22 protein-coding genes and 1 CRISPR repeat array are annotated in these 21,907 nt (G+C 54.1%); of the genes, 12 read left to right on the forward strand and 10 right to left on the reverse strand.

Annotated elements, in window-relative coordinates:
* Positions 1–217: 217 nt before the first annotated feature.
* Both R3C20_25100 and truA read left to right on the forward strand, forming a co-directional pair.
* Complete coding sequence (locus R3C20_25100; protein ID MEZ6043787.1) at positions 218–589, forward strand: response regulator; 372 nt, start codon at positions 218–220, stop codon at positions 587–589.
* A 34-nt stretch (positions 590–623) separates the two neighbouring features.
* Positions 624–1,523 carry a tRNA pseudouridine(38-40) synthase TruA gene (truA, locus tag R3C20_25105; protein MEZ6043788.1) on the forward strand — a complete coding sequence of 300 codons (900 nt, stop codon included), beginning with the start codon at positions 624–626 and terminating at the stop codon, positions 1,521–1,523.
* 58 nt (positions 1,524–1,581) lie between these two features.
* Here the strand turns inward: truA and R3C20_25110 are convergent, their stop codons facing one another.
* Together R3C20_25110 and R3C20_25115 are read right to left on the reverse strand one after the other, a co-directional pair.
* The gene (locus R3C20_25110; protein MEZ6043789.1) at positions 1,582–2,559 is read right to left on the reverse strand and encodes a trypsin-like peptidase domain-containing protein; all 978 of its coding nucleotides are present in this window, start codon (positions 2,557–2,559) and stop codon (positions 1,582–1,584) included.
* A 50-nt stretch (positions 2,560–2,609) separates the two neighbouring features.
* Positions 2,610–3,785: a hypothetical protein gene (locus R3C20_25115; GenBank protein MEZ6043790.1), complete on the reverse strand. Its 1,176-nt coding sequence runs from the start codon at positions 3,783–3,785 to the stop codon at positions 2,610–2,612.
* A gap of 537 nt (positions 3,786–4,322) precedes the next feature.
* On the opposite strand from R3C20_25115, the gene R3C20_25120 reads away from it, so the two are divergent.
* Both R3C20_25120 and R3C20_25125 read left to right on the forward strand, forming a co-directional pair.
* The gene (locus R3C20_25120; protein ID MEZ6043791.1) at positions 4,323–5,075 is read left to right on the forward strand and encodes a segregation/condensation protein A; all 753 of its coding nucleotides are present in this window, start codon (positions 4,323–4,325) and stop codon (positions 5,073–5,075) included.
* Between the two features lie 257 nt (positions 5,076–5,332).
* The gene (locus R3C20_25125; protein ID MEZ6043792.1) at positions 5,333–5,758 is read left to right on the forward strand and encodes a hypothetical protein; all 426 of its coding nucleotides are present in this window, start codon (positions 5,333–5,335) and stop codon (positions 5,756–5,758) included.
* 399 nt (positions 5,759–6,157) lie between these two features.
* Here R3C20_25125 and R3C20_25130 read toward each other — a convergent pair whose 3' ends face one another.
* Entirely contained in the window at positions 6,158–6,541 is a 384-nt protein-coding gene (locus R3C20_25130) for a hypothetical protein (GenBank protein ID MEZ6043793.1), read from the reverse strand.
* A 241-nt stretch (positions 6,542–6,782) separates the two neighbouring features.
* Between R3C20_25130 and R3C20_25135 the strand changes: the two genes are divergently transcribed.
* Both R3C20_25135 and R3C20_25140 read left to right on the forward strand, forming a co-directional pair.
* On the forward strand, positions 6,783–7,892 hold the full coding sequence (locus tag R3C20_25135) for an SPFH domain-containing protein (protein MEZ6043794.1): 1,110 nt from the start codon (positions 6,783–6,785) through the stop codon (positions 7,890–7,892).
* 45 nt (positions 7,893–7,937) lie between these two features.
* A complete protein-coding gene (locus R3C20_25140; GenBank protein MEZ6043795.1) occupies positions 7,938–9,215 on the forward strand; it encodes a hypothetical protein in 1,278 nt (425 codons plus the stop codon).
* A gap of 441 nt (positions 9,216–9,656) precedes the next feature.
* Here R3C20_25140 and R3C20_25145 read toward each other — a convergent pair whose 3' ends face one another.
* Complete coding sequence (locus R3C20_25145; GenBank protein ID MEZ6043796.1) at positions 9,657–9,809, reverse strand: hypothetical protein; 153 nt, start codon at positions 9,807–9,809, stop codon at positions 9,657–9,659.
* A 356-nt stretch (positions 9,810–10,165) separates the two neighbouring features.
* On the opposite strand from R3C20_25145, the gene R3C20_25150 reads away from it, so the two are divergent.
* Positions 10,166–10,933, forward strand: coding sequence for a hypothetical protein (locus R3C20_25150; protein ID MEZ6043797.1), 768 nt, complete (start codon positions 10,166–10,168; stop codon positions 10,931–10,933).
* A gap of 49 nt (positions 10,934–10,982) precedes the next feature.
* Here the strand turns inward: R3C20_25150 and R3C20_25155 are convergent, their stop codons facing one another.
* Positions 10,983–12,224, reverse strand: coding sequence for a serine/threonine-protein kinase (locus R3C20_25155; protein ID MEZ6043798.1), 1,242 nt, complete (start codon positions 12,222–12,224; stop codon positions 10,983–10,985).
* 394 nt (positions 12,225–12,618) lie between these two features.
* Here R3C20_25155 and R3C20_25160 point away from each other — a divergent pair, with 394 nt between their 5' ends.
* On the forward strand, positions 12,619–13,380 hold the full coding sequence (locus R3C20_25160) for a hypothetical protein (protein MEZ6043799.1): 762 nt from the start codon (positions 12,619–12,621) through the stop codon (positions 13,378–13,380).
* A gap of 93 nt (positions 13,381–13,473) precedes the next feature.
* Here the strand turns inward: R3C20_25160 and bioA are convergent, their stop codons facing one another.
* Positions 13,474–14,910 carry an adenosylmethionine--8-amino-7-oxononanoate transaminase gene (bioA, locus tag R3C20_25165; protein ID MEZ6043800.1) on the reverse strand — a complete coding sequence of 479 codons (1,437 nt, stop codon included), beginning with the start codon at positions 14,908–14,910 and terminating at the stop codon, positions 13,474–13,476.
* 312 nt (positions 14,911–15,222) lie between these two features.
* Between bioA and thiS the strand changes: the two genes are divergently transcribed.
* Both thiS and R3C20_25175 read left to right on the forward strand, forming a co-directional pair.
* Positions 15,223–15,423 (forward strand): sulfur carrier protein ThiS, encoded by a 201-nt coding sequence (gene thiS, locus R3C20_25170; GenBank protein ID MEZ6043801.1) that lies wholly within the window; start codon positions 15,223–15,225, stop codon positions 15,421–15,423.
* Positions 15,424–15,550: 127 nt separating this feature from the next.
* Positions 15,551–16,390, forward strand: coding sequence for a thiazole synthase (locus tag R3C20_25175; GenBank protein ID MEZ6043802.1), 840 nt, complete (start codon positions 15,551–15,553; stop codon positions 16,388–16,390).
* A gap of 65 nt (positions 16,391–16,455) precedes the next feature.
* On the opposite strand, the gene R3C20_25180 is transcribed toward R3C20_25175, so the two are convergent.
* On the reverse strand, positions 16,456–16,863 hold the full coding sequence (locus R3C20_25180; GenBank protein ID MEZ6043803.1) for a DUF309 domain-containing protein: 408 nt from the start codon (positions 16,861–16,863) through the stop codon (positions 16,456–16,458).
* 138 nt (positions 16,864–17,001) lie between these two features.
* Between R3C20_25180 and nth the strand changes: the two genes are divergently transcribed.
* Positions 17,002–17,874, forward strand: coding sequence for an endonuclease III (gene nth / locus R3C20_25185; GenBank protein ID MEZ6043804.1), 873 nt, complete (start codon positions 17,002–17,004; stop codon positions 17,872–17,874).
* A 69-nt stretch (positions 17,875–17,943) separates the two neighbouring features.
* Here nth and R3C20_25190 read toward each other — a convergent pair whose 3' ends face one another.
* Both R3C20_25190 and aroC read right to left on the reverse strand, forming a co-directional pair.
* Complete coding sequence (locus R3C20_25190; protein MEZ6043805.1) at positions 17,944–18,639, reverse strand: DUF6702 family protein; 696 nt, start codon at positions 18,637–18,639, stop codon at positions 17,944–17,946.
* On the reverse strand, positions 18,639–19,766 hold the full coding sequence (gene aroC / locus R3C20_25195; protein ID MEZ6043806.1) for a chorismate synthase: 1,128 nt from the start codon (positions 19,764–19,766) through the stop codon (positions 18,639–18,641). Before aroC ends, R3C20_25190 begins: the two co-directional genes overlap by 1 nt.
* A gap of 18 nt (positions 19,767–19,784) precedes the next feature.
* Between aroC and R3C20_25200 the strand changes: the two genes are divergently transcribed.
* The gene (locus R3C20_25200) at positions 19,785–20,732 is read left to right on the forward strand and encodes a bile acid:sodium symporter family protein (protein ID MEZ6043807.1); all 948 of its coding nucleotides are present in this window, start codon (positions 19,785–19,787) and stop codon (positions 20,730–20,732) included.
* A 135-nt stretch (positions 20,733–20,867) separates the two neighbouring features.
* Here the strand turns inward: R3C20_25200 and R3C20_25205 are convergent, their stop codons facing one another.
* Positions 20,868–21,458, reverse strand: coding sequence for a 3'-5' exonuclease (locus R3C20_25205; GenBank protein MEZ6043808.1), 591 nt, complete (start codon positions 21,456–21,458; stop codon positions 20,868–20,870).
* A 68-nt stretch (positions 21,459–21,526) separates the two neighbouring features.
* Positions 21,527–21,861: direct repeats of the CRISPR family, unit length 29 nt; unit sequence CGGTTCACCCCCACAGTTGTGGGGACAGC.
* Positions 21,862–21,907: the final 46 nt, after the last annotated feature.

Here is a 21,907-nt window from a genome sequence, read left to right on the forward strand (position 1 = left end):
CTGATGCTGAGACATCCATCAGAAGCCCTTGCATTCGATGCGGCGAAATATGACAAAACACGTGGTTCCTGGCTGTCCGTTGAAAAATCGTGACAGGCACGCAGGACAACTGGAAACCATCGTGTTTTCAGGTCTCCTGCTTGAGGCAGTCCCGTTCTTCAACAGGCTGCCAGGTGACGTATGACGCAATCGGGTTCATTGGAGCGACTGAAAAAGTATGAAGACTGTTTTGAGCGTGGGTCAGTGTCGTCCGGATCAGGCCGCAATTTCACATTTCTTAACGTCTGCTTTTGAGGTGTCTGTCACGACTGCAGACTACGCCGAAGATGCAATTGATGCCGTAAAAACGGAGAGCCCGGATTTGGTATTGATCAACCGAAAACTGGACGCCGACTACAGCGATGGCATGGAGATACTAAAAGCTCTGAAGGCCGACCCGACAACCGCATCGGTCGCCGTGATGCTCGTTTCAAATTTTTCTGAGTGGCAGGAGAAGGCAGTCGCCGCCGGTGCGCTTTATGGATTCGGTAAAGCAGAGCTGGCCGCTCCCGAAACGCGTGCGCGGGTTGCTGCCGCCCTGGGGTTGTAGTCGTTCTATGGATCCAATACCGGACGAAGATCGGATGGCGTCGGACGAGGCGGAGAATCAGGCAGCCGCCTGTGGCTTCACTCGTAATATTATGCTGACAATTGCCTACGACGGCACAAATTACAGTGGCTGGCAGATCCAGCCCCGCGTCACTACTGTCCAGGAATGTGTGGAACGAGCCGTTGAAAAACTGACTGGCGTTCGCAGCGCTGTTCTGTGCGCTGGCAGAACCGATGCCGGTGTTCACGCCGTTGGACAGGTTGCGAGTTTCCGGACGTCCTCACAGATTCCGGCGAATCAGATCCGGCGCGGCCTGCAGAGTTTTCTGCCCATCGATATTGTCATTGTGAAAGCCGAAGACGTGTCGATGAAGTTTCATGCGACATTTTCGGCGGTACGCAAGATCTATCGATACATGCTGTTCGACGGAACCGTTTGCCCTCCCTTTGTTCGACGATACGTCAATTGTATTCGCAACGAACTTGATGTCCCTGCCATGCAGCAGTCGCTGATTCATTTGCTTGGCACGCATGACTTTCGGTGTTTCGAAACTCGCTACCCCAACAAGGCGACGAGTATTCGCACGATTGAACGGGCAGAGATTCGACGCCTGTCGGCATGGACTCCCTGGCAAAGTGGTCACGAATGGCATAGCGATGATTCACACATCTCGCAAATGCGCAGTGGCGATTCGAAGTGCTGTCCTTTTGTCATGTTCGAAGTTCAGGCCGATGGTTTTCTGTACAACATGGTCCGGGCGATCGTCGGGACTCTGATTCGCATTGGTGTTGGGCAGCGGCCGCCGGATGACATGCAACGCGTGATAGAATCCATGGACCGTAAACAGGCCGGGATGACGTCACTGGCCCAGGGACTATGCCTGACGGAGGTTTTTTATCCCCCCGAGTTACTTCGCCCGGATGACGCGGACTGAATCGATTGAGCAGCCGTCGATATCGGTCGTTGACGCGAGCTGTTCTTCTCTCGATGGCCTACTTCTTTTCGACCTCGTAGGGTTGTCCCGGATTTGTTCGACGTGGTGGCGTCAGGTAGTGATAGCCGGTGTTGGGGTTCGTTCTGTCGAACGCAAAGGCATCTCGATTTCGCAGGAAGTGTTTCAGGTATGCAACGGGGATTGCGAAACCAAGTCCTTCTCCAAACGTCAGTTTCATGTTGATCACGCCAACGACTTCGCCTTTTGTGTTAAACAACGGCCCGCCACTATTGCCTGGGTTTATCTGTGCTGTCGTCTGAATGTAGACGATGCCGTCCATGTTTCGGTTTCGCGTACTGATAATTCCTTCAGAGACGGATCGTTCGAGTCCAAGTGGGCTGCCAATCGCAAAGACGTTGTCGCCCTCTCGCTGAGAGTCATCGTCTGCGATGAACACTGGTCGAAACTTCAGATCTTTTTGCGAGGGTATTTCGAGCAATGCGAGGTCGAAATAAGGATTCAGTGACAGAATCCTGACATCACGGATGGCCACTCGTTCAAAATCACCGTTTTCGCTGCGGTGAAAGATGGTCACTGCGACACGCGTTTGACCTTCCACAACATGGAAGTTCGTGACGCAGTAGCCTCGTTCATTGATGATAAAACCCGAACCAAGTCCATCAGGTGTCTGGATCAGCACCACACCTTCACCATAACGCGAGACAAGTTCTTTGACTGTGCGTTCCGGCAGGTCTGCTGTCTGGAAGATACCGGCAGTATTTGACTTTGGCGTTGTGGATTCGGGCTTTGATTCAATTCGTTCGGCGATTTGATCGACGGGAACTCGAATCACGTCTACTCCGATGTCAACGAAGAGTGTGTCCTTCTGGACCTTCAGTACTTCGCCATCAATTCGCTGTCCTGACTTCAGGACGATGCTGTCGGCATTGACAAGTCCACCGCAGATCGCAGCCAGAACGAGCGTCAAGAATATACGACCTGCAAGATTCTGCTGTGATTTCAGTTGGGACAACATGGTGCTTCTTTTGATATCGGATTGACGGTATGTGGAATTCATCGCCGTGTTCAGTCGTTCTTGTATTGTGAATGGCACGCCTGACAGTTTGTAGAAATCCTGGAAAGCGATAGTTCGTAGGTCGCAAAGTCACCCGACTCACTCGCCTCGCGAATTGCGATGGAGGCGTCGACGATTGCTTCCGCAAATTTGACAAATTCCGGGTCGTCTTCGTAGCCGTAGCCGGACTGGGTAATGGCACGAGTCATTGTCGCAAGGATTGAGGCTTCGTGCCTGACCATATCTTTGTTTGTACCAAAGGAACTCTCGCTGCCTGCCTCTGTACGCATTCGTTTTTCGGCTTCCTCCATTCGCATCATCACCAGTCGCATTTCAGACACATCCGCAAACGTGTCCCCTTCAGGAGGCTCCGCGAGATCTGCGGGACGCGATCTGTTGAGTGTATCGGACATCGCTTCGTAGAGTGCAAGAATTCGCCGCTGGTCTTTGGCCCCACGCTGCAGCGTTGATGCGTTCATTTGTTTGGCAATATCCCGCACGTAATTCGCGTCGTCTTTCCATGTAATCGCGTCAGGATGCTGCATTGCGACTCCGGCGAGCACTCCAATTGTCGCTGCCTTGGGGGGAATCATCAGCATGGAAGAATTGAAATTGCCCACGGACTGAAGATTTTCATTCAGAAAGTTTCGTACCGTTTTCACTTCGTCGTCCAGGTCGGTGGCAGAAATCAGATCACCCCAGCCCGCAGCGCCTCCGGAAACTTCGACAGGTGCTTCCGTTTGATTCTCCTTGACAGGCGGAGCATTACTGGAATTTGTCATGCTGGATGCAATGTTCTCTGTTGCATCCATCTCAGGATTGACGAGTGCTCCGCCGCCTACTGGTGTTTGGTTCGCAGCAATCGAGAGCGGCTGATCGAAGAAGACATCATAGGGGACGTTTCCAAACCATTTCTGGCCGTTCTCATCAACCCAGACTTCGTCTCGCCCCCGCTTCCTGGAGGCTTGCTTTGGACTGGCCTGGGACTCCACCGCATCGGAAACACCGGAATTTGAGGAAGCCGAGGCAACGTCTGCCGTGTCAGCCGGCTGCCCGGTGGACGTTTCTGATCTGCCACACCCCAGGATGCTGATTGTGGTCACAGTGAATGCAACTGCGATATGCCAACAGTGGTTGCCCACGCGCTGGCGGGTGGCTGAAGAGCCTGATTGACAGAAACGTTTCATGGCATGACTCGTCTAAAATCGGGCAGTTTTGTCTTTGGGAATCCAGTTTCTGCCGGATTCAATTGCCGTTCACACAAACAACCGCCTCTGCGTGATTTCCACACTGAAACCGGAGCGTCGTTCTGCATTGCAACAGGGTTGAAAGTGCCTCTTGTAGCGGAATTTACAGGAATTCCCAAGGCTTCCGAACGTCAAACGAAACAGGTGACACGTTGTGAAATGCCGGGCAGTCATTTGGTGGGGTCTACCAGTCACTCAGATGGGATGCAGGCATCGTTTGCAATCATGACTTCTGTGCCAGCGATCCCGGGCACGATTGTGCAGCTTTGGTTCAAGCTTTGCCAGTCCGGCAGACGATGCAGACTGGGTAAACTTTGTCGTTCCGTGGAAGATTTGCGCGCATCGACAACGATGAGCGGACCTGAATTCATTTGCAGGACCAGCGACTGTCGGCTGCAGAGAAGGCCTGGTCGACAATCGACCGATGGAAATCCGGCGTTAAGGGCCGGATGAAACGACGATCTGGATGAAAATGGCATGATACTAACGGACTATCGAATTGATCTTGGACAGTATCAGGGACCCATGGACCTGCTGCTGTATCTGGTCCGGCGTCACGAAGTCGACATCTGTTCCATTTCGCTGTCGAAAATCACTGCGGATTTCCAGCAGTACATCGACGTTCTCGAGTTCCTGGACTTTGATTTCATCGGCGATTTCGTCGTGATCGCCAGTACCCTGCTGGAGATCAAGAGTCGAGAAGTGCTTCCGGTTCAGGAAGAAGAAGCTCAGGAATCCGAGGTGGAGGACGATCCCGGTTCGGGGTTGATTGCAAAACTGCTTGCATATCGCAAATACAAGGAAGCGACAACGGTGCTCGAAGATCGAGCGGCAGAATGGCTTGAGCGATATCCGCGGCTCAGTGACGATAAGCCTGATTTACAGCGCAATCGAGCGCTCGATAAGATTCGCGAAGTGGAACTCTGGGACCTTGTTAGTGCACTGTCTCGGGTCGTGAAAATTCCCGTGATGGATCGAGAAGGAACCGTTCGTCTGGACGAGACGCCCATCGGAGTCTTCCAGGAACGCATTCGAGCGATTGTGGCAGAAGAGGGCAGGGCCGCTTTCAGTTCGTTCTTCGATGGCGAAAAAATCCAGTCACGGATTGCGGGCATCTTTCTGGCGATCCTGGAACTCATTCGACACGAAGACTACCGGGCTGAGCAGCCGGTTGACTTCGGTGAAATCTGGATACTACCGCCGCACACACCGCGGCCCCGAATTCTTTGAAAATTCGGGGAGATTGTCAGCAACGCTCCTGTAACGCCCTCGCTCGAAATGACCTCAATTGGCTTCCGGGAAATTGAGGTTCCGTAAATTCGCTAAACCAAACAGATGACACGGGTTGCCTGGACGGTAGAATCTGGGTGTTCTGTGAGCCCGAATTGCGTTCCGGGCTGTGGAAGCGAAATTCAATGCCCTTCGCAGAATTCAGGTCCTTGCTGCGACCAGTGAAGGGTGAAATCGAGTAAACGGGGGATTAGCTCATGACGATTAGAACAATCGCTTTACTGTGCGGTTTGTTTGCAGTCAGTTCGACCGCAGCGGCCGGTGACCATTTTCACATCCACAATTACGGCGCTGTTTACGGGGTGCCGGCTGCCTACGCTGTGCCTGCCTATGCGGCACCGGTCGTGTATTCCCCGCCCGTAGTTTATCAGCCCGCGTACGTTGTTCCGGTCGCGACTGTTTCTGTAACACCTTTGACGGTAGCATCTTACGGATACGCTCCGATGGTTCCACGCTATTCGACCGCGGGTTACTACCTGGCGCCGCGTGTCGCAACCTACAACGCGGTGTCGTACGGTTCTGTTCCGGTTGTTTATGGTCGACATGGTCGTCCACGAGACGTCGAAGTGAAACTGGATTACCGCCGGGACGGTGGATACCGATATAAAGTGGACTTCGACTAAGGCTTCGAGATCCATTTGATGAATCGGGGCCGGTTCGCGGAAAAGTTGCCGGGCCCACGGAAGGTCTCAGATTCTGCAGCCCCAAAAAGGAGACTGCCGGTGATTTTTCTTCCGGTTTCCTGGGGTTGAGGTCGCACAGGACCTGATCCGAAATCAATCCACGATTGCCGAACAGTGGTTCATTCGCTCCGAGAGCCGGGGTGGGTGGCGTGCGCTGTTCGGCTTTTTCGTTGAATGGTGCAGCTTCTGCGTCATCGGTTGGTCGAAGCCGAGGCCTCGCCGAATTCACAGCCTCGCCGGATCAACTCCTGAACGGGATGAAGATTCATCAAGTGTGAGATTCATCAAGTGTCAGGAAGACGAATTCCTGCCCCGGGGCGGGGCGGATCGTTTACTCACTCACCTTACGAGCATGCCGAACAGCAGAAGTCCGCCGAACAACAGAAGGCCGATTGCGCTGAAGCATGTCCCCAGAATTGCAAACAATTTCCGTCGACCGACCTGGAAGAGTCCGACGAATCCCAGAATGAGTGATGTGAAGATTCCAAACAACATCATCAGGAACGCGAGGCCGATGATCGCGGTCAGAGGCGCATCTTCATCCATACCACCGGGAGTTGTCATTTCGAGGTACCCTGCAAGAATCATGACCACAAACAGGGAGATCCCGGAAAAAACGGACAGGATGGTTGATGCAATGCCCAGCCCGGAATGCCTGAGTGCTTCTTCGCGATGCAGGGTGGAGGGTGATTCGCCGTCGAAAGAGATGTAGGGATTACTCATGGCGAATGGTGACCTTTGCTGAGAGCGATGTGGGTTCCCGGAATCCTGGGATGCCTGATGGCGGGTGTCAATGAAATGACAGTTCGAAGCGGCTTGACACCGTCACTGACACGGAGTGCAATTCGTACCAATAATCGTGAACGGCGGGCGAACAGACTTTGGTTTGATCTGTTATCTTCGGGACCGCTGCATCTTTATTTCTCACACGATTCCGGGCGCATCATTCAGGAGACGGTCACACATGGGCTTGTTCGACAAGTTGCGTAACGAACTGATTGACATCATCGAGTGGCTCGATGATTCACGACATACCCTGGTTTGGCGGTTTCCTCGTTACCAGAATGAAATCAAGAACGGCGCACAGCTGATTGTTCGTCCTGGTCAGGTTGCCGTATTTGTTCATCGAGGGCAAATTGCGGACGTTTTTGAACCCGGGCACTATGAACTGAAGACGGATAATCTTCCGATTCTGAGCACCATTGCCGGTTGGAAATATGGGTTTAACAGTCCGTTTCGGTCGGAAGTTTACTTCGTCAGCACAAGGCAGATTACTGATCTGAAATGGGGAACTCCGAATCCCATCATGATGCGGGATCCGGAATTCGGCCCGATCCGGATCCGGGCCTTTGGGACGTACGCGGTACGAGCAGCAGAACCCAAGGCACTCTTGCGCGAACTGGTGGGTACGGATCAGAATTTTGATGCTGATGAAGTCACAGAGTTGCTGCGATCCATCATCACAAGTGCTCTCGCTGACACCTTGGGATCCTCAAAGGTCGCTGCGCTGGATCTGGCCGCAAAGTATTCTGAGTTTGGTGAAACACTTCGAAAGGCGGTTCAGGAACGCATTGATGACGAGTATGGTTTGGAAATTCCCCAGCTCGTGATTGTGAATATTTCGCTACCGGAAGCCGTGGAGAAAGCGCTGGATACGCGAACCAGCATGGGGGTCATCGGAGATCTCGGAAAATTCCAGCAGTATCAGCTCGGGCAGGCGATGACCATGGCAGCTGACAATCCCTCGGGTGGTGGTGCTGCGGACGGGCTTGGTCTCGGGATGGGTCTTGCAATGGCCGGTCAAATGATGCAGCCCGGTATGTTCGGCTCAGCTCCTGCTGGTGGAATGGCACCCCCTCCGCCTCCGGTCAGTGCGTGGCATGTTGCCCTGAACGGGCAGACCACAGGGCCTTATGGAATGGATCAACTGGCCTCCGGTATCGCTGCCGGGCAGGTCAATCAACAGACAATGGTCTGGACTGCCGGCATGAGCGGCTGGCAGGCTGCCGGTGCAGTTCCCCAGCTGGCCGGTCTGTTTGGTCCTCCATCGCCTCCACCGCCACCCGCACCGTAATTTCGGCCAGTCGCCTGTTCTGAAGATTTCTGGTCTGAAGATTCTATGAGTGTTCCGAACGATTCCTTTGATCCGTCGGTCCCGCCGCCGCTGCCTGCTTCGTCGTCGCCAGCTTCAGGTGATGGTGCTGCGATTCAGACGTCGGTGGATGATCCCGACGGTCCTCTGGATCTGCACCGACGGGATTCCCGCACGCTCGATACAGGACGCACTTTCGATGAAGGTGCGGGCCGTGTATTTCCGTGTGAAAGTTGCGGTGCAGATCTGGAGTTTCACATTGGGGATCAGTCGCTGAAGTGTCCGTTTTGCGGGCACCTCAAACAGATAGAACTTTCAGAGGATGCAGCGCTTGTCGAACAGGACTTTCACGCCATGCTCGAACGCATTCGCGCGTGGCGAGAGGAAACGCGTGACCAGGATGATGAACGCTCCGACGCGACTTCGGATGTCAGGGAGCTGCGTTGTGAATCCTGTGGTGGCAATGTGGAATTCGTTGGAACGCTGACCAGTCGCCATTGTCCATACTGCAATTCGCCCATACAGCTGGAGAAGGCTCATAAATCCGGCGAGAATCGAATACCTGTCGATGGTGTGCTTCCGTTTCAGATTGATCGACAGCATGCAAAGGCAAATCTTGGGCAGTGGGTCAGTTCGCGCTGGTTTGCTCCGGGGGATTTCCTGAAGCAGGGAGCAGAAGGGAAATTCAACGGCATCTATCTGTCCTATTTCACCTTCGATTCGATGACATTCACGTCCTATGCGGGGCAACGTGGTGAGTACTACTATGTAACCGTCGGTAGTGGTAAGAATCAGCGACGCGAACGCAGAACCCGTTGGTATCCTGCCAGCGGTCGTTTTCAGCGATTCTTCGATGATGTCCTGGTCCTCGCGAATACTGGTCTTCGTCGTGACTTCATGCTCGCGCTGGAACCGTGGCCGCTACTGAAAGTCGTTCCATTCAATCAGCATATGCTGGCAGGCTTCATGGCTCGGACCTATGACATGGAGTTGGACCATTGCTTTACTGAAGCGAAGGAACGGATTGATACGTCGATTCATTCGGAAGTGTGTCAGCGGATTGGTGGCGACACACAACGAGTCAGTGCTGTGAATAGTCGCTATGAGGCGATTACGTTCAAGCATCTGTTGTTACCGACCTGGTTGATGGCTTATCAATACGGTGACAAGACCTACCAGGTCTTCATAAACGCCGCTACCGGCGAGGTACAGGGCGAGCGTCCCTACAGTGTCTGGAAGATTCTGTTCGCCGTCCTGTTCGGCGTGGCAGCCGCGGCGGGTATTATCATTGGCTTCAATTCTTAGCCGAATCCTGGTTCGACAGGGGTTGTACCACCGGGCCAATCCCTGCAGCTGGCACGTGTGGTCTTTCTGAAACTGCCCGGATTTCCTGAACAGCCGTCAAGGTTTCTCTGTTACTCATATCGAAGCATTTGACACCCCTTCATTCCTGAGACTCAGTCGTTTTCCAAGTCGGATGGGATTGAATCCCGGTGTTCCTTTCGTACTGTATGGACTGTCGCAGGGGTACCTTCAAATCGCGGTACCCAACTATGGGTCTGCGAATAAATGGGTCAGACGAAGTTTGAAAGGTTAACAAGATGAAATTCGTTCGAAGCTTAAGCATGCTGGTTATGTTGGCATGCGTGACCGTAACCTTGGGTTGCAATGGTGGTAGTGGTGAACCTGCACCGGGGCCTGTTGGGTCAGCAGTTGGCGGCGGCGCAGAAACACCAGGAAGCGAAGTCAGCGGTGATGATGCACCAGCAGCAGACGCTCCAGCAGCAGACGCTCCAGCAGCAGATGCACCAGCAGCAGACGCACCAGCAGCAGACGCTCCAGCAGCAGATGCACCAGCAGCAGATGCACCAGCAGCAGATGCACCAGCAGCAGATGCACCAGCAGCAGACGCTCCTAAGGCTGAGTAAGACGGTTGCTCGATTGAGATGCTCTCGTTGTCTCAATGCCTGCTTCTAAAGGGCTTCCTTCATGTTTGAGGGAGGCCCTTTTTTCATGCGCGGTGTGGACTGTGTCCAGGGAATTGGCAGAGTCCTGAGTGCGAAGGATATGCCGGGGCTCCGTCTGTTCCCGCGTTCCTTTTTGGCAACGTTTGTTGAAAACAAGGAATGGCGGCGGGACGGCAGGAGCAAATTTGTTCGCAAAAACACGGGTCACCAGAAAGGGCATTGATTTTGCGATGCCGTGGTTGGATCACGAATGTGTTCGTTCCCATCGCAAGACTCCGAGTGACCTAAATGAAACTAGCTTATCTGACTGAAGTAGCGGCCCTGATGGCTGCTCACAACGAGATGTTCATCGAGCAGGCTCAGGAAATTCCCAATGACGTCGTCGGCGATTACTACATCCTTTGCCGCAATCGATTCAATCGCTGGATGCGTGATCTCAGCGACCTCGAAAGCGGTCTTGCTGTCCGGGAACCACTCGACTTGATTGGACTGACGTCCGACCGACCGGCGACACGTTCGATTGCGGAACAAGTGATGATTAACGAAATGGTCTCCAGGATCTGGACCATTCTCCTGATTGCTCGGGATCGTCGGCATCAAACTGATCGAACAATACCACTGGCACACAATGTCTTCCTTGGGCATCTCACCGTTCGGCATAAAGCTCTTAGTGTTTGTCTTAGTGATCCTCGGATGTCCCAGGATGATATCGTCGATGTCGATAAGCTTCGTGCTTCAACAGAACGCTGGACGGATATGCTGTGTTGTCATCTGATGCACCGTTTTGACCTCTGGCAATACGCGTTTGATCAGGATCGCGCGCGAGAATTTCTGAATGACCGAGTTGAACAGCAGGCACTGTCGTATCAAAGTCAGGCCTGGATACTGATTCTGGCAGGGATGAGGTACAGTTTCCCGGATCGCGACGGACTTGCAGCACCAGTCCACGAAGACGATCGAACGCTTGCCCGGCTGATGCTGAGCAGTTTTCCTGAGAACTCGCCTGAGATGGCTTTCTGGATGAGTAGCAAGCTGCGCCAGGCTCGCAGTGTCTGAAAGCTCGCAGTGTCTGAAAGCTGGCCGTGTCTGAAAGCTGGCACTCTGACTAATCGGACATCGGCGGGCCAAGTTCGAATCCGGAATCAAAGCGATGTGCGTCTGTTCGAAGGACTGTTCGCGCTGCGGCGCTGTGACCAGGTTCGGCAGAGATTCGGGTTGTTTGTTCTTCCGCGTTGGCAGGTTCTGACGATTCGCTGTTTTCTGCGTTCACAACCTCCAGTTCAGCGACCCAGCGTCGCAATTCCGATGCGTACTCGTCTCCCAGGTCGCTCTTCACCAGTTCTCGCAGAAATCCTGCGGCACCATCGTCAGAGAGTTCTGCATCTTCGGCCGTCGGGAAACGCATCCTGGGGTCCGGGTGCATCAGTCTTCTGAGTAACCGAATCAGCGATTCGCTGAACTGAAATTCTTCCAGTGGAAGCATTGCAGCAAGGCGGTCCAGAATGTCGCGTTTTGCTTCGATCAACTGTGACCAGCTGAGTCCTGCGAATGGCTTGGAGCCGGTCAGCATTTCAATCAGCATGTATCCAAGACTCGCAAGGTCTGACTGTGGCGTTGCGCGATAGCCGGCAAGTACTTCCGGTGCCGCGTATTCGAGTGTGCATGGCTGGCCCTCAGGGGGGCGACCTATCCAGTATGCAGAACCGATGTCAATGATTTTTACCTGACCGGTTCGCTTCACCATGACGTTGGATGGCTTCAGGTCGCAGTGAATTACTCCGCCACGATGCAGGGCAGAAATTCCCGCAAGACACTCGCGAAGAATGGCAATCGCCATACCCGGTTTCAGCCTGCAATCGACTTCTCCTGTGGTGATCACACGCTCGGTAAAGTTGGCCCAGCGTCGTTCGGTCATGGCTTCCTGCACCGTGTCCAGCGTGTCGCGCCGAAGGATGTGTAACAGGTCGAAGCCGTCAATCCATTCCATTTCCAGAAAGTAAATCCCGTCATCCCGGTCAAATGTATGAACGGCCACCAGATGGTCGTCCTGGATGCGTGCCACAATCGCAGATACTTCGGCCAGACGGTCCATTTCCTGATCGTATCGGATCACGGACTCGAACGGGGCCGGGGAAAAGAATTTCAGCGCGACGGGGATTCGGAAACTGGCCGCGCCGCAGCGTTCGGCCAGCATCACGTTGCCCTGTCCGCCGACCCCGAGTCGCTTCATGAATAAACGTTCAGCGACCCACTCGATCCCCTTCTGGCGATACAGCGATTCGTATCGTTTCATGCGGTCCGACAGGTCGGACGCCGGCATCTTTTCCAGATCGTTCAAACTACTCACAGAGGGTATTCTCGTGGGTTGGGTAATATTTCGGTTCGAGATGCGGAAGTCTACGCCGTGGACTGCAGGCGGTCACCCCCTGAAATTCCGGATCGTCTTCCGCTGCCCTGATTGCCAGCGATACTGGTGGTGGGATTCTGAGGAAATTAGCCATTACGCGGCTGAAACGATCTGATGCGGGCAGATTTCTCGTTTCCGGCGTTTCTGAGATCCAGAAGAACCAAATGGAAAAACACGCGCATTCAGTGCAAAATGTGCATATTAACAAAACCACTCATGCTTCCGATTCTCAACACGGGAATGTTGTTGTCATGAACCCCGTTGTGAGCGATCGTTGTGCTTAGTTGGAGCGGAAGACCGCCTGCAAATCTCCTCGTTTTGGAACGCTGGAAAGATGAAAAACTTAGTTCACTTGTTGGTAATTTCGGTCGCCTGCAGCGGCTCAGCGATTGCCGGAAAATCCTCAAAATGCAAGACCTCGGTTTGCTCACCGGTGCAGTGTTCGCCTGTTGAGTGGTACAGGGCGAAGGATGGAACTCTGCGAGAGAAACCAGACTTCTGGACGGCTGTTGGGCGAGCTGAAGACGCTGATGATCTTGAAATCCAGTTGCGAGGGGTTCAGGAGGAACTGACCGCTGCCAGAGCAGAGCTTGAAGCCACAAAAATCGCTGCTGAACAGGCCGCGGCAGAAGCGGCAAAAGTGCAGGCCGAAATGGCAAAGCAAATCGCACAATTGAAGAAGCAGGCTGCTAACCAGAAGTCTCGAGCTGACAAGGCAGAGGCTGCTCTGAAAAGCAGTGAAGGCAAGGTTGCTGAGCTGACAGCCGCTCAGAAGAAAGCCACGGAAGAACTCAGCTCCGCGAAGTTGAATCTGAAGCGTGCTTCTGAAGAGCGGGACGGGCTGAAGTCCGCCAATGCTGATCTGACAAAGCAGGTCAACGATTTGAAGGCTGCCGCGGACGCGGCCGATGCTTCTCTGAAGTCGGCTCAGGCAGAGATCGAGAAGGCGAAGCAGGAAGCCATTGAAGCAAAGAAGGCGAAGATCGAAGAAGAGTCCCAGCCAAAGGATGACGACGGCTCTGAAGCGAAGGCAGAACCCGCGGGCGAACAGCCTGTCGCGGAAACCTCAGCCGAAGAACCGAAAGCTGAGAACTAAGCCTTCGTTGCCCTGACGAAAGAATCTGAAACCCCGCGACTGCCACAAGCATCGCGGGGTTTTTCTTTTTGATCCTGGAATATGGTCAGGAAACTACAGGGCCGCCGCTTTGGTCACTTCGTCGATACACTCGATGGTGACATTGCAGAGTTGCCTGACGCGAGCAATCGGCATCGCCGGAGCGGGCATCAGTACAACGACATCGCCAAGGGGGCGAATGATGACGCCTTGCTTTCGCGCGGCCAGTGTCACTTGATGCCCGATCCGCAATGGACTTTCGAACGGCGTAAGAGACGATTTGTCACGCACCAGCTCGATCCCAATCATCAGACCTTTCTGCCTGATTTCTGCAACATGCGGATGTTCACACAATCCGCTCAGACATTCTTTCGCGACTTCCGCACAGGCGTTCACATTTTCCAGAACCCTGTTGACTTCAAACAACTCCAGAGATGCAAGGCCTGCCGCACAGCCCAGCGGGTTTCCTGTGTATGTGTGTCCGTGGAAGAAGGTTCTGCCTTCTGATGGATCGCCCAGGAAGGCCTCATAGATTCGATCGGTGGTGATGGTCGCGGCGAGCGGCAGATACCCTCCACTAATACCTTTGGCGACGCAGAGAAAGTCCGGCTGAACGTCTTCGTGTTCACATGCAAACAGCTTTCCGGTACGTCCGAATCCCACTGCGACTTCATCCGCGATGAGCGGCACGTCATTTTCTGTGCAGAGTTCCCGTATATGGCGCAGAAAACCATCTGGGTGGATCAGAATCCCCGCTGCTCCCTGAACCAGCGGCTCCATAACGACGCCCGCGAGGCGATGTTTGTTCTGTTGAATCAATCGAGCAGTCTCGTCGAAACAGAATTGCAGCCATGTCTCTTTTGTGTAACCAGTTGGGACACGCAGCGCGACGGGGGAAGGCAGTGTCAGTGTCTGAAACAGTAAATGCCTGTAACACCTGTGAAAGAGGTCAATGCCGCCGACACTGACGGTTCCCAGGGTATCTCCATGGTAAGCGTTACCAACGCACAGGAAGGTATCTCGATCTTCCGGCCCTTCCGGCTTCTGGCGATGAAACTGGTAAGCCATTTTGAGTGCCACTTCGACACTGGTGGCTCCACTGTCTGAGTAAAAGACGCGGTTGAGTCCTTTGGGGGCACGCTGAACCAATGCACGGGCCAGGCGAATGGAAGGCTCACTGGAAAGGCCCAACAGGGTTGTATGCGCCACCTGGCCGAGCTGTCGGCGCACAGCATCATCGATTTGAGGCACCGTATGGCCATGGACATTGCACCACAAAGACGAAATACCATCCAGATAACGGTTTCCATCCGTATCGATCAGATCGAATCCCTCCCCCCGCACGATAATGGGAGCGTTTTCCTGAGTGTAGGCGGACATCGGTGCGAAGGGATGCCAGACGTGTGCGTTGTCCCATTCGCGCAGCAACTCTGGTCCCGCGGATGTGAACTCCGACGGCTGATTTTCTGAAGGCGGATTTTCCGACGGTGGATTGATAGCGTTCTGGCTCATAAGTGTGTTGAAGGTTCCGTGTTTGAAAACTTTGTTCGCTGTGGGTGACACGGCGCGTCACAGCGATAGACTTCTTTCGGAATGTCCAATCGCAGAGCATAAAAACAAGTGGTCAAGTCCCGCGATGCGGTCGTTTACTTTCACAACGGAGTGAAGATTGCGGGATACACCAGACAGGAAGACCTGAGGTGCAGCCGACTTCAGGCATTCGCCTGCCCCTGGGTGCGGAAACGAACTGTGATCAGGGACCGATTCGATTGCCTGGCGTACAGCTAAGCAAATTCAGGGCTGCCATTCAAATTGAACCCAGTTATGCAAATAGAACTTAATGGCGATCCACGCTCGATTCCCGATGCATGGACGATTTCTGACCTGCTTCGCGATTTAAAGATCGAAAGCCGGTACTGCGCTGTGGAACGGAATCTGGAGCTTGTTCCGCGAGAACAGCATGCCCAGTGTCCGCTTCAGGATGGAGACCGTGTCGAGGTTGTAACGCTCGTGGGTGGCGGCTGAACCAGCGTGCGAACAGGGCACATCTTCAATACTGATCGACAGGTTTCGTGTTGGAATTGCACGGCGATCTGCTCGTTATCCGATCAACCTGAGAATCCAGCAACTTCATCAACCCGGGAATTCTACCATGACGAATGCATTTGTTCCTGACGACAAGCCACTTGTTCTGGGGTCACACACTCTGAAGTCGCGTCTTATCGTGGGGACCGGAAAGTACGCCACCTTCGAACTGATGCAGGAGTGTCTTGAAGTCAGTGGTTCAGAAGTGATCACTGTGGCCGTGCGTCGCGAGCGGCTGGTTGATCAGGCTGGTCGCAACATTCTGGATTTCATTGATCTCGGACGGTACACGATCCTGCCAAACACAGCCGGGTGCTTCAATGCGGACGATGCAATTCGCGTCGCTCGACTGGGGCGTGAAATCCTGCGGGGTCTTGAAAACCCGGGAGCCGACTGGATTAAACTGGAAGTACTTGCGGATACACGAACGCTGCTGCCGGATCCCGTTGCCACAATAGAAGCCTGCGAACGTCTCGTGGCTGATGGGTTTCAGGTCCTTTGTTATACGTCGGATGATCCCATAGCGGCTCGTCGTCTGAAAGAAGTCGGAGCGACATCTGTTATGCCTGCCGGCAGCCCGATTGGAAGCGGGCAGGGGATATTGAACCCGAACAATCTTCGCATTTGCCTTGAGTATCTCAAGGAGAACGATCCTGAGTACCCGGTTATCATCGACGCGGGTGTCGGGACTGCCAGTGATGTCTCTGCTGCGATGGAACTGGGGTGTGACGGAGTCCTGCTGAATACCGGCATTGCTGGTGCTCAGGATCCCCTGCGGATGGCCTATGCGATGAAGCAGGCATGTCGAGCTGGTCGGCATGCCTGGTTGTCCGGTCGCATTCCCAAAAAGCTCTACGCGACCGCATCCAGTCCGACAGAAGGCGTGATCTCGCGCGGTCCGAATTGAATTCCGAAATATGTGAACTCAGAAAAGTCCCAGGGATTGAAGGGACCAGCCTGCAAAAACGCGTTCTAATTCCGCTGAATTATCGGGATGAATTCCGGATTCAGTTGAACGTGAAACGGGTAACTTTCATGCGGCTTGTTGAGTTCAGCAAAGCAAATTTCGAGGTCTGAAAGCAGCTGGGTGACATTGATGCCGGCGATCTCGGGTTCGAATTCCGCCATGTAGGCACGGCAGGAAGTGTACATTCGCAGAGCGCCTCCCAGATTCCGCTCTTCGAAGTGAAACAGGGCGACTGCGGCCTGAATCAAGCCCTGAAAAAATGGTTTTTCACGACAGGTTAATTCCTGCCAGTAGTCTTCCAGTACGTCATGACATGCAAAGAATTCTCGCTGATTGAACAAGCAAATTCCTTCGTCGATGCGCGGGTCGTCGAAGTGGCTGGTTTCCGAGGCTTTGCTTGTGTTCGAATCCATCTATCATCCGTTTGTTGCCGGTAATCGTCGCAGAACATGATCGAAAGATTTAAGACGACGGAATCACATTGAAAAGGGTCCCGCATTTTCTGCAGTGGAGCCTGATTACACCTTTGATCGAATTGGGACGCCCTGAGAGTGGCCAAGAAATCTGCAAAATCCAGGTCTTCCGAAGAGACTATTTCTGCGACGACGACTGCTTCCGGACAACCACCCAAAAAGAAGAGTCGGCGGGCAGTCGCGTCCAGAAAAGTCCCCAGGAAAGCGGCACCCAGGAAAGCGACACCCCGGAAAGCGACACCCCGGAAGGCGGCTTCGGCCAGAAAAATCTCATCAAAGGATTCCGGTCTTTCTCTTGAAGAGCGTCGGGAACTCGGAAAATCGGTGATTTCCGGGCTCGCCAAATTATATCCCAGGGCTGTTTGCGCGCTGAAACATGAATCTCCGTTTCAGTTGCTGGTGGCGACAATTCTTTCGGCCCAGTGTACTGATGAACGAGTGAATTTGACGACGCCGGCTTTGTTTCGAAAGTACCCTGACGCCTATGCGCTGGCAAAAGGGACTCAGGAAGACGTGGAAAGCATTATCAAGTCTCTGGGCTTCTTCCGGAATAAGGCAACGAACATCCGAGGCATGGCTCAGGGGTTGGTTGAACGATTCGATGGTCAGGTTCCTCAAACGCTCGCTGAGATCATTACGCTTCCGGGAGTGGGGCGAAAAACCGGCAATGTGGTGCTGGGAACCTGTTTTGGAATTTCGTCCGGTGTTGTCGTGGATACACATGTGACGCGGATCACGAATCTGCTTGGACTGACGACTTCGAAGAATGCAGAGATCATCGAACGGGAAATGATGGAGCTGATTCCCCGGAAGGAATGGATCAACTTTTCTCACCGCCTTGTCTACCACGGTCGGCAGGTGTGCATTGCTCGCCGCCCGAAATGCACCACCTGCAGCCTGCTGAGTGTGTGCCAGCGAAACGGTCTGAAGCCGCTGGTCGAGGAAAACTGAGTCGCCCCCGGTTTCCTGTGTCCGAGCCTGTGAACTCGGTCCCCGGTGATTTTCACTGCGGGTGACCGTCTATTGTCCCCGGCGTTCGGCATCCGGGATCAGAATGGGCGTTGTATTCGCAGGAAGGTCGGATTCTGGTTCGCCAAATGTTTCCCAGCGGATTGTCACCGTCTTTTGAGTTGACGTGAAGTGGGTCGAGTGGCGTTTTCTGTCGACAAGGACGGTCACAAGGTTGACCTGCTCGGGACGAGATGTCGTCAGAAGGCTGTTCGTGATCTTGATTTCAGAAAGACTCACCGGGCTGGTCGTTTCTGAAGTTGCCGGCAGATCATCCTGCGGATCTGGCTTGGTGACGGAGGTATCGACCACCTGCGAAACAGCGGGTTCGACTTCAAAGTAAAGCCAAACATCCCGAATGGCGACTTCCATGCCGGCCCAGTGCATCCGGCAATGCGGGTGCGAAGCTGTTGCCATGCAGAATCGTTGCTGAACGTAGCTGCGAACGATCTCTTCGGCTCCTTCGGATGTCTCGATGTTGATGCGTCGGTTATGGAGTTGTGAAAGCTCCTGCTCGAATTCTGCGCCGTTGAGTTTAAGAGCGACCTCAAAGCGACTGGTTTCACTGTTCCATTCAGCCTCCGCGATGGACGAATGAAATGGATGCAGAACACTGGCTGCGGTTGAGCTGGTGCCAGCGGCAAGGATCCACAAAGCGGCCAGTGCAGCTTTGCCGCAACAGATTGATGTTCGGGACAGGATGTTCATCAGACTGCTCGAATGGCTTTCAGCCGTAACCAGTGATCGGCAAGTACGATCGCCATCATGGCTTCTCCCATGGGGATGAATCGCGGCAAAAGGCACGGGTCGTGCCGGCCTTTGGTGGAGATTGTGGTTGATTGGCCGTCACGAGTCACAGTGGGTTGTTCTTTGGCCAGGCTGCTGGTGGGTTTGATGGCCGCACGCATGACAATCGGCATTCCGGAGCTGATGCCACCCAGCATTCCACCGTGACGGTTTGACGAGGTTTGTATCAATGGCGACGAGGGATCCGGTGTCGAATTATGGGCGACAAAGATGTCGTTGTTTTCTGATCCGCGAAGTTCAGCACACGCAAAGCCATTGCCGTATTCCACCCCCAGAACGGCTGGGAGGCTGAACAACGCTTTGCCGAGGTCCGCCTTCAGCTTATCGAAGACCGGGTCGCCGAGCCCGGCTGGAATTCCTGTAGCGACCAGTTCTGCAACGCCTCCGATAGAATCTGTATCGCGACGAACTTCATCGATCAGTGCAACCATCCGTGCGGCAGCATCTGAATCGGGACAGCGCACAAAATTGGGGCTGCCATCAGGAAGGGTTTCCACTTGTTCCAGAGTGACGGAGGCCGGATCGGGGACGGATGCTTTGATTCCGCCAACTTGTGTCACGTAGCCAATGACTGATCCACCGAATTCGTGGGCGATCAGTTTTTTTGCGATGGCCCCCGCTGCCACTCGAGCCGTCGTTTCCCTGGCGCTGCTTCGTCCGCCTCCGCGGTAATCCCGAAAACCATAGCGAGCGTCGAATGTGTAATCGGCGTGGCCCGGTCGGTATTTGTCCTTAATGTCAGAGTAATCCCGGCTTCGCTGGTCCGTATTTCGGATCAGAACAGCGATGCTTGTGCCCGTCGTCCGACCTTCGAAAACCCCCGACAGAATCTCGGGAGCGTCGGGTTCCTGCCGTTGTGTGACCAATGGACTTTGTCCGGGGCGACGACGGTCGAGATCTTTCTTCAAATCCTCCTCGGATAGTGGCAATCCGGGAGGAACTCCGTCGATGATGACAACATTGCCCGGACCATGACTTTCGCCTGCCGTCGTGATTCGGAACAATTGACCAAAAGAATTCCCGGGCATCTTCTTACCACCGAAAACATGTTACAACGTTTCATACTGATCTGGCTGATCGCTTCGTCCACCGCCGCATTCTACTGGCCGAAACTCGGGATTGCATTCGACCCGTTTCTGGCTGCTGGTGGGTCAGCGATCCACTGGTTGATTGTAGTGACCATGTTTTGTGTTGGCGCGGTGCTTCCAGTCGATGAGGTCCGGCAGATCAGAAAGCGATGGCCGAATGTGCTGATTGGAACGGCCATCCAGTACATCAGCATGCCTTTACTGGCCTGGCTGACCGTCTTAATTATGAAACCAGAACCCCAGCTCGCCGCCGGCATCATTATTGTCGGGTGTGTGCCGGGGGCGATGGCTTCGAACGTGCTGACACTGACAGCTCGGGGAAACGTCAGCTATTCTGTCAGCCTGACAACGATGGCAACACTTCTTTCGCCATTGATCGTTCCGCGGGCACTTCAGCTGACCATGCACAGTGATGTGCCCTATGACGGCAATGCTGCGGTTCGGTTACTCCTCCTGCAGGTGGTCCTGCCGGTCGTCACCGGTCACGTGCTGCGTCGGTTTTCCAGTCGATTTCTCCGGTTGGCCGATCGATTCGCGGCGACCATCGCAAATCTGACGATTCTGGCGATCATTGCCATCGCGGTGGGTCTGAAGCGGGCTGATGTGTCACAGGCCACGGGCACTCTGCTGATGGCACTGGCCTGCATGAATGCCGGCGGGTACCTGTGCGGATATCTGGGTGGTCGCGCGGGTGGTCTGACAGAACCGATGCGTCGCGCGTTGACTCTTGAAGTTGGCATGCAAAACGCTGGCGCCGGAGTTGCATTGGCACAGGTGCTGTTCGGCCCGGATTCTCCTGCCATCATTCCATGCATCGTGTACACATTCGGCTGCATGCTGACAGGCACGATTCTGGCCACCGTCTGGCATCGGTTTCCACCGGAGCCGGATACACAGGCTTCGTAGCCTGTAAACGCAGTTTCTGCGTGGGGCCACCATTGTTCTTTCGACATCTACACCCGACACATTGCCAAACGCATTTCTGAGTCAGTCGGGTGAACCGACTCTCTCCAGCCGGTTCGTTGGTTGATGAATGCGTGGTCATTCAAGACGGGAATTGAAGGACTTCGAAAGTGCATGTAAGAATAAGGCCTGAACAACTCGCGCGTCGGTGAGCACACGATGTCCTTTCCCGAAAGAAGCGGCATTCAGCGAATGCGCGATGGTTTCCAGACGGCAATTGGGAAACTCGTGCATGGACCGAGCAATGGTCAGTGAATCGACTGCTAACCGATTGGAAAGTATGCGATCACAGCCTGGCACTTCAATCGCAAGGATCTGGAGATCGAAGCAGATATTGTGTGCGATCAGTGGAACGTCGGGCGGAAGCCACCGAACAAACCGATCGATAACATCACAGGCAGGTGGTGCGTTTCTGAGTTGTTCATTTCTGATCCCGGTGAGCTGAGTGATGAATTGCGGTAACCGATGCGGTGGTTTGGCGAATTCATGAAACTCAGAAATCACGTTCTGGTTGCGATTGAAATGGATGGCACCCAGTTCAATCAGTCGCCCTCTGGGAGGAAGGCCGGTTGTTTCGCAGTCAAATGCAATCCATGAGTCATAGTGTCGAACGGGAGCAAGAAGGGCTGTCAGTTGGGTGTGCATATTTGAGCAGTTGTTTGCATTCATAGCTGACCGGAGCGAACGATGACTGCACCCGGCATGATCGATGCAGAAGTTCGATGCCGCATTAGTGTCGGTTCACCCCCACAGTTGTGGGGACAGCGTGTCGAAAAAAACCAGGACGTGCCGGAGCAACGGTTCACCCCCACAGTTGTGGGGACAGCCAGTGGAACGTGAGGAATCAGCCAGGCGACCGCGGTTCACCCCCACAGTTCTGGGGACAGCACACTCAAACCACACCGAAATATCCATCTCCACGGTTCACCCCCACAGTTGTGGGGACAGCTGGCGCGGGGGCACGTATCGCGTGAGCCTCGATCGGTTCACCCCCACAGTTGTGGGGACAGCGTGCCACGATAGATGACAGTGCACTCACGCACCGGTTCACCCCCACAGTTGTGGGGACAGCGGATGTGCCGGTCCTGGCACTCATCTTGTCGAACGGTTCACCCCCA

It is taken from the genome of Planctomycetaceae bacterium (assembly GCA_041398825.1).
Taxonomy (GTDB): domain Bacteria; phylum Planctomycetota; class Planctomycetia; order Planctomycetales; family Planctomycetaceae; genus F1-80-MAGs062.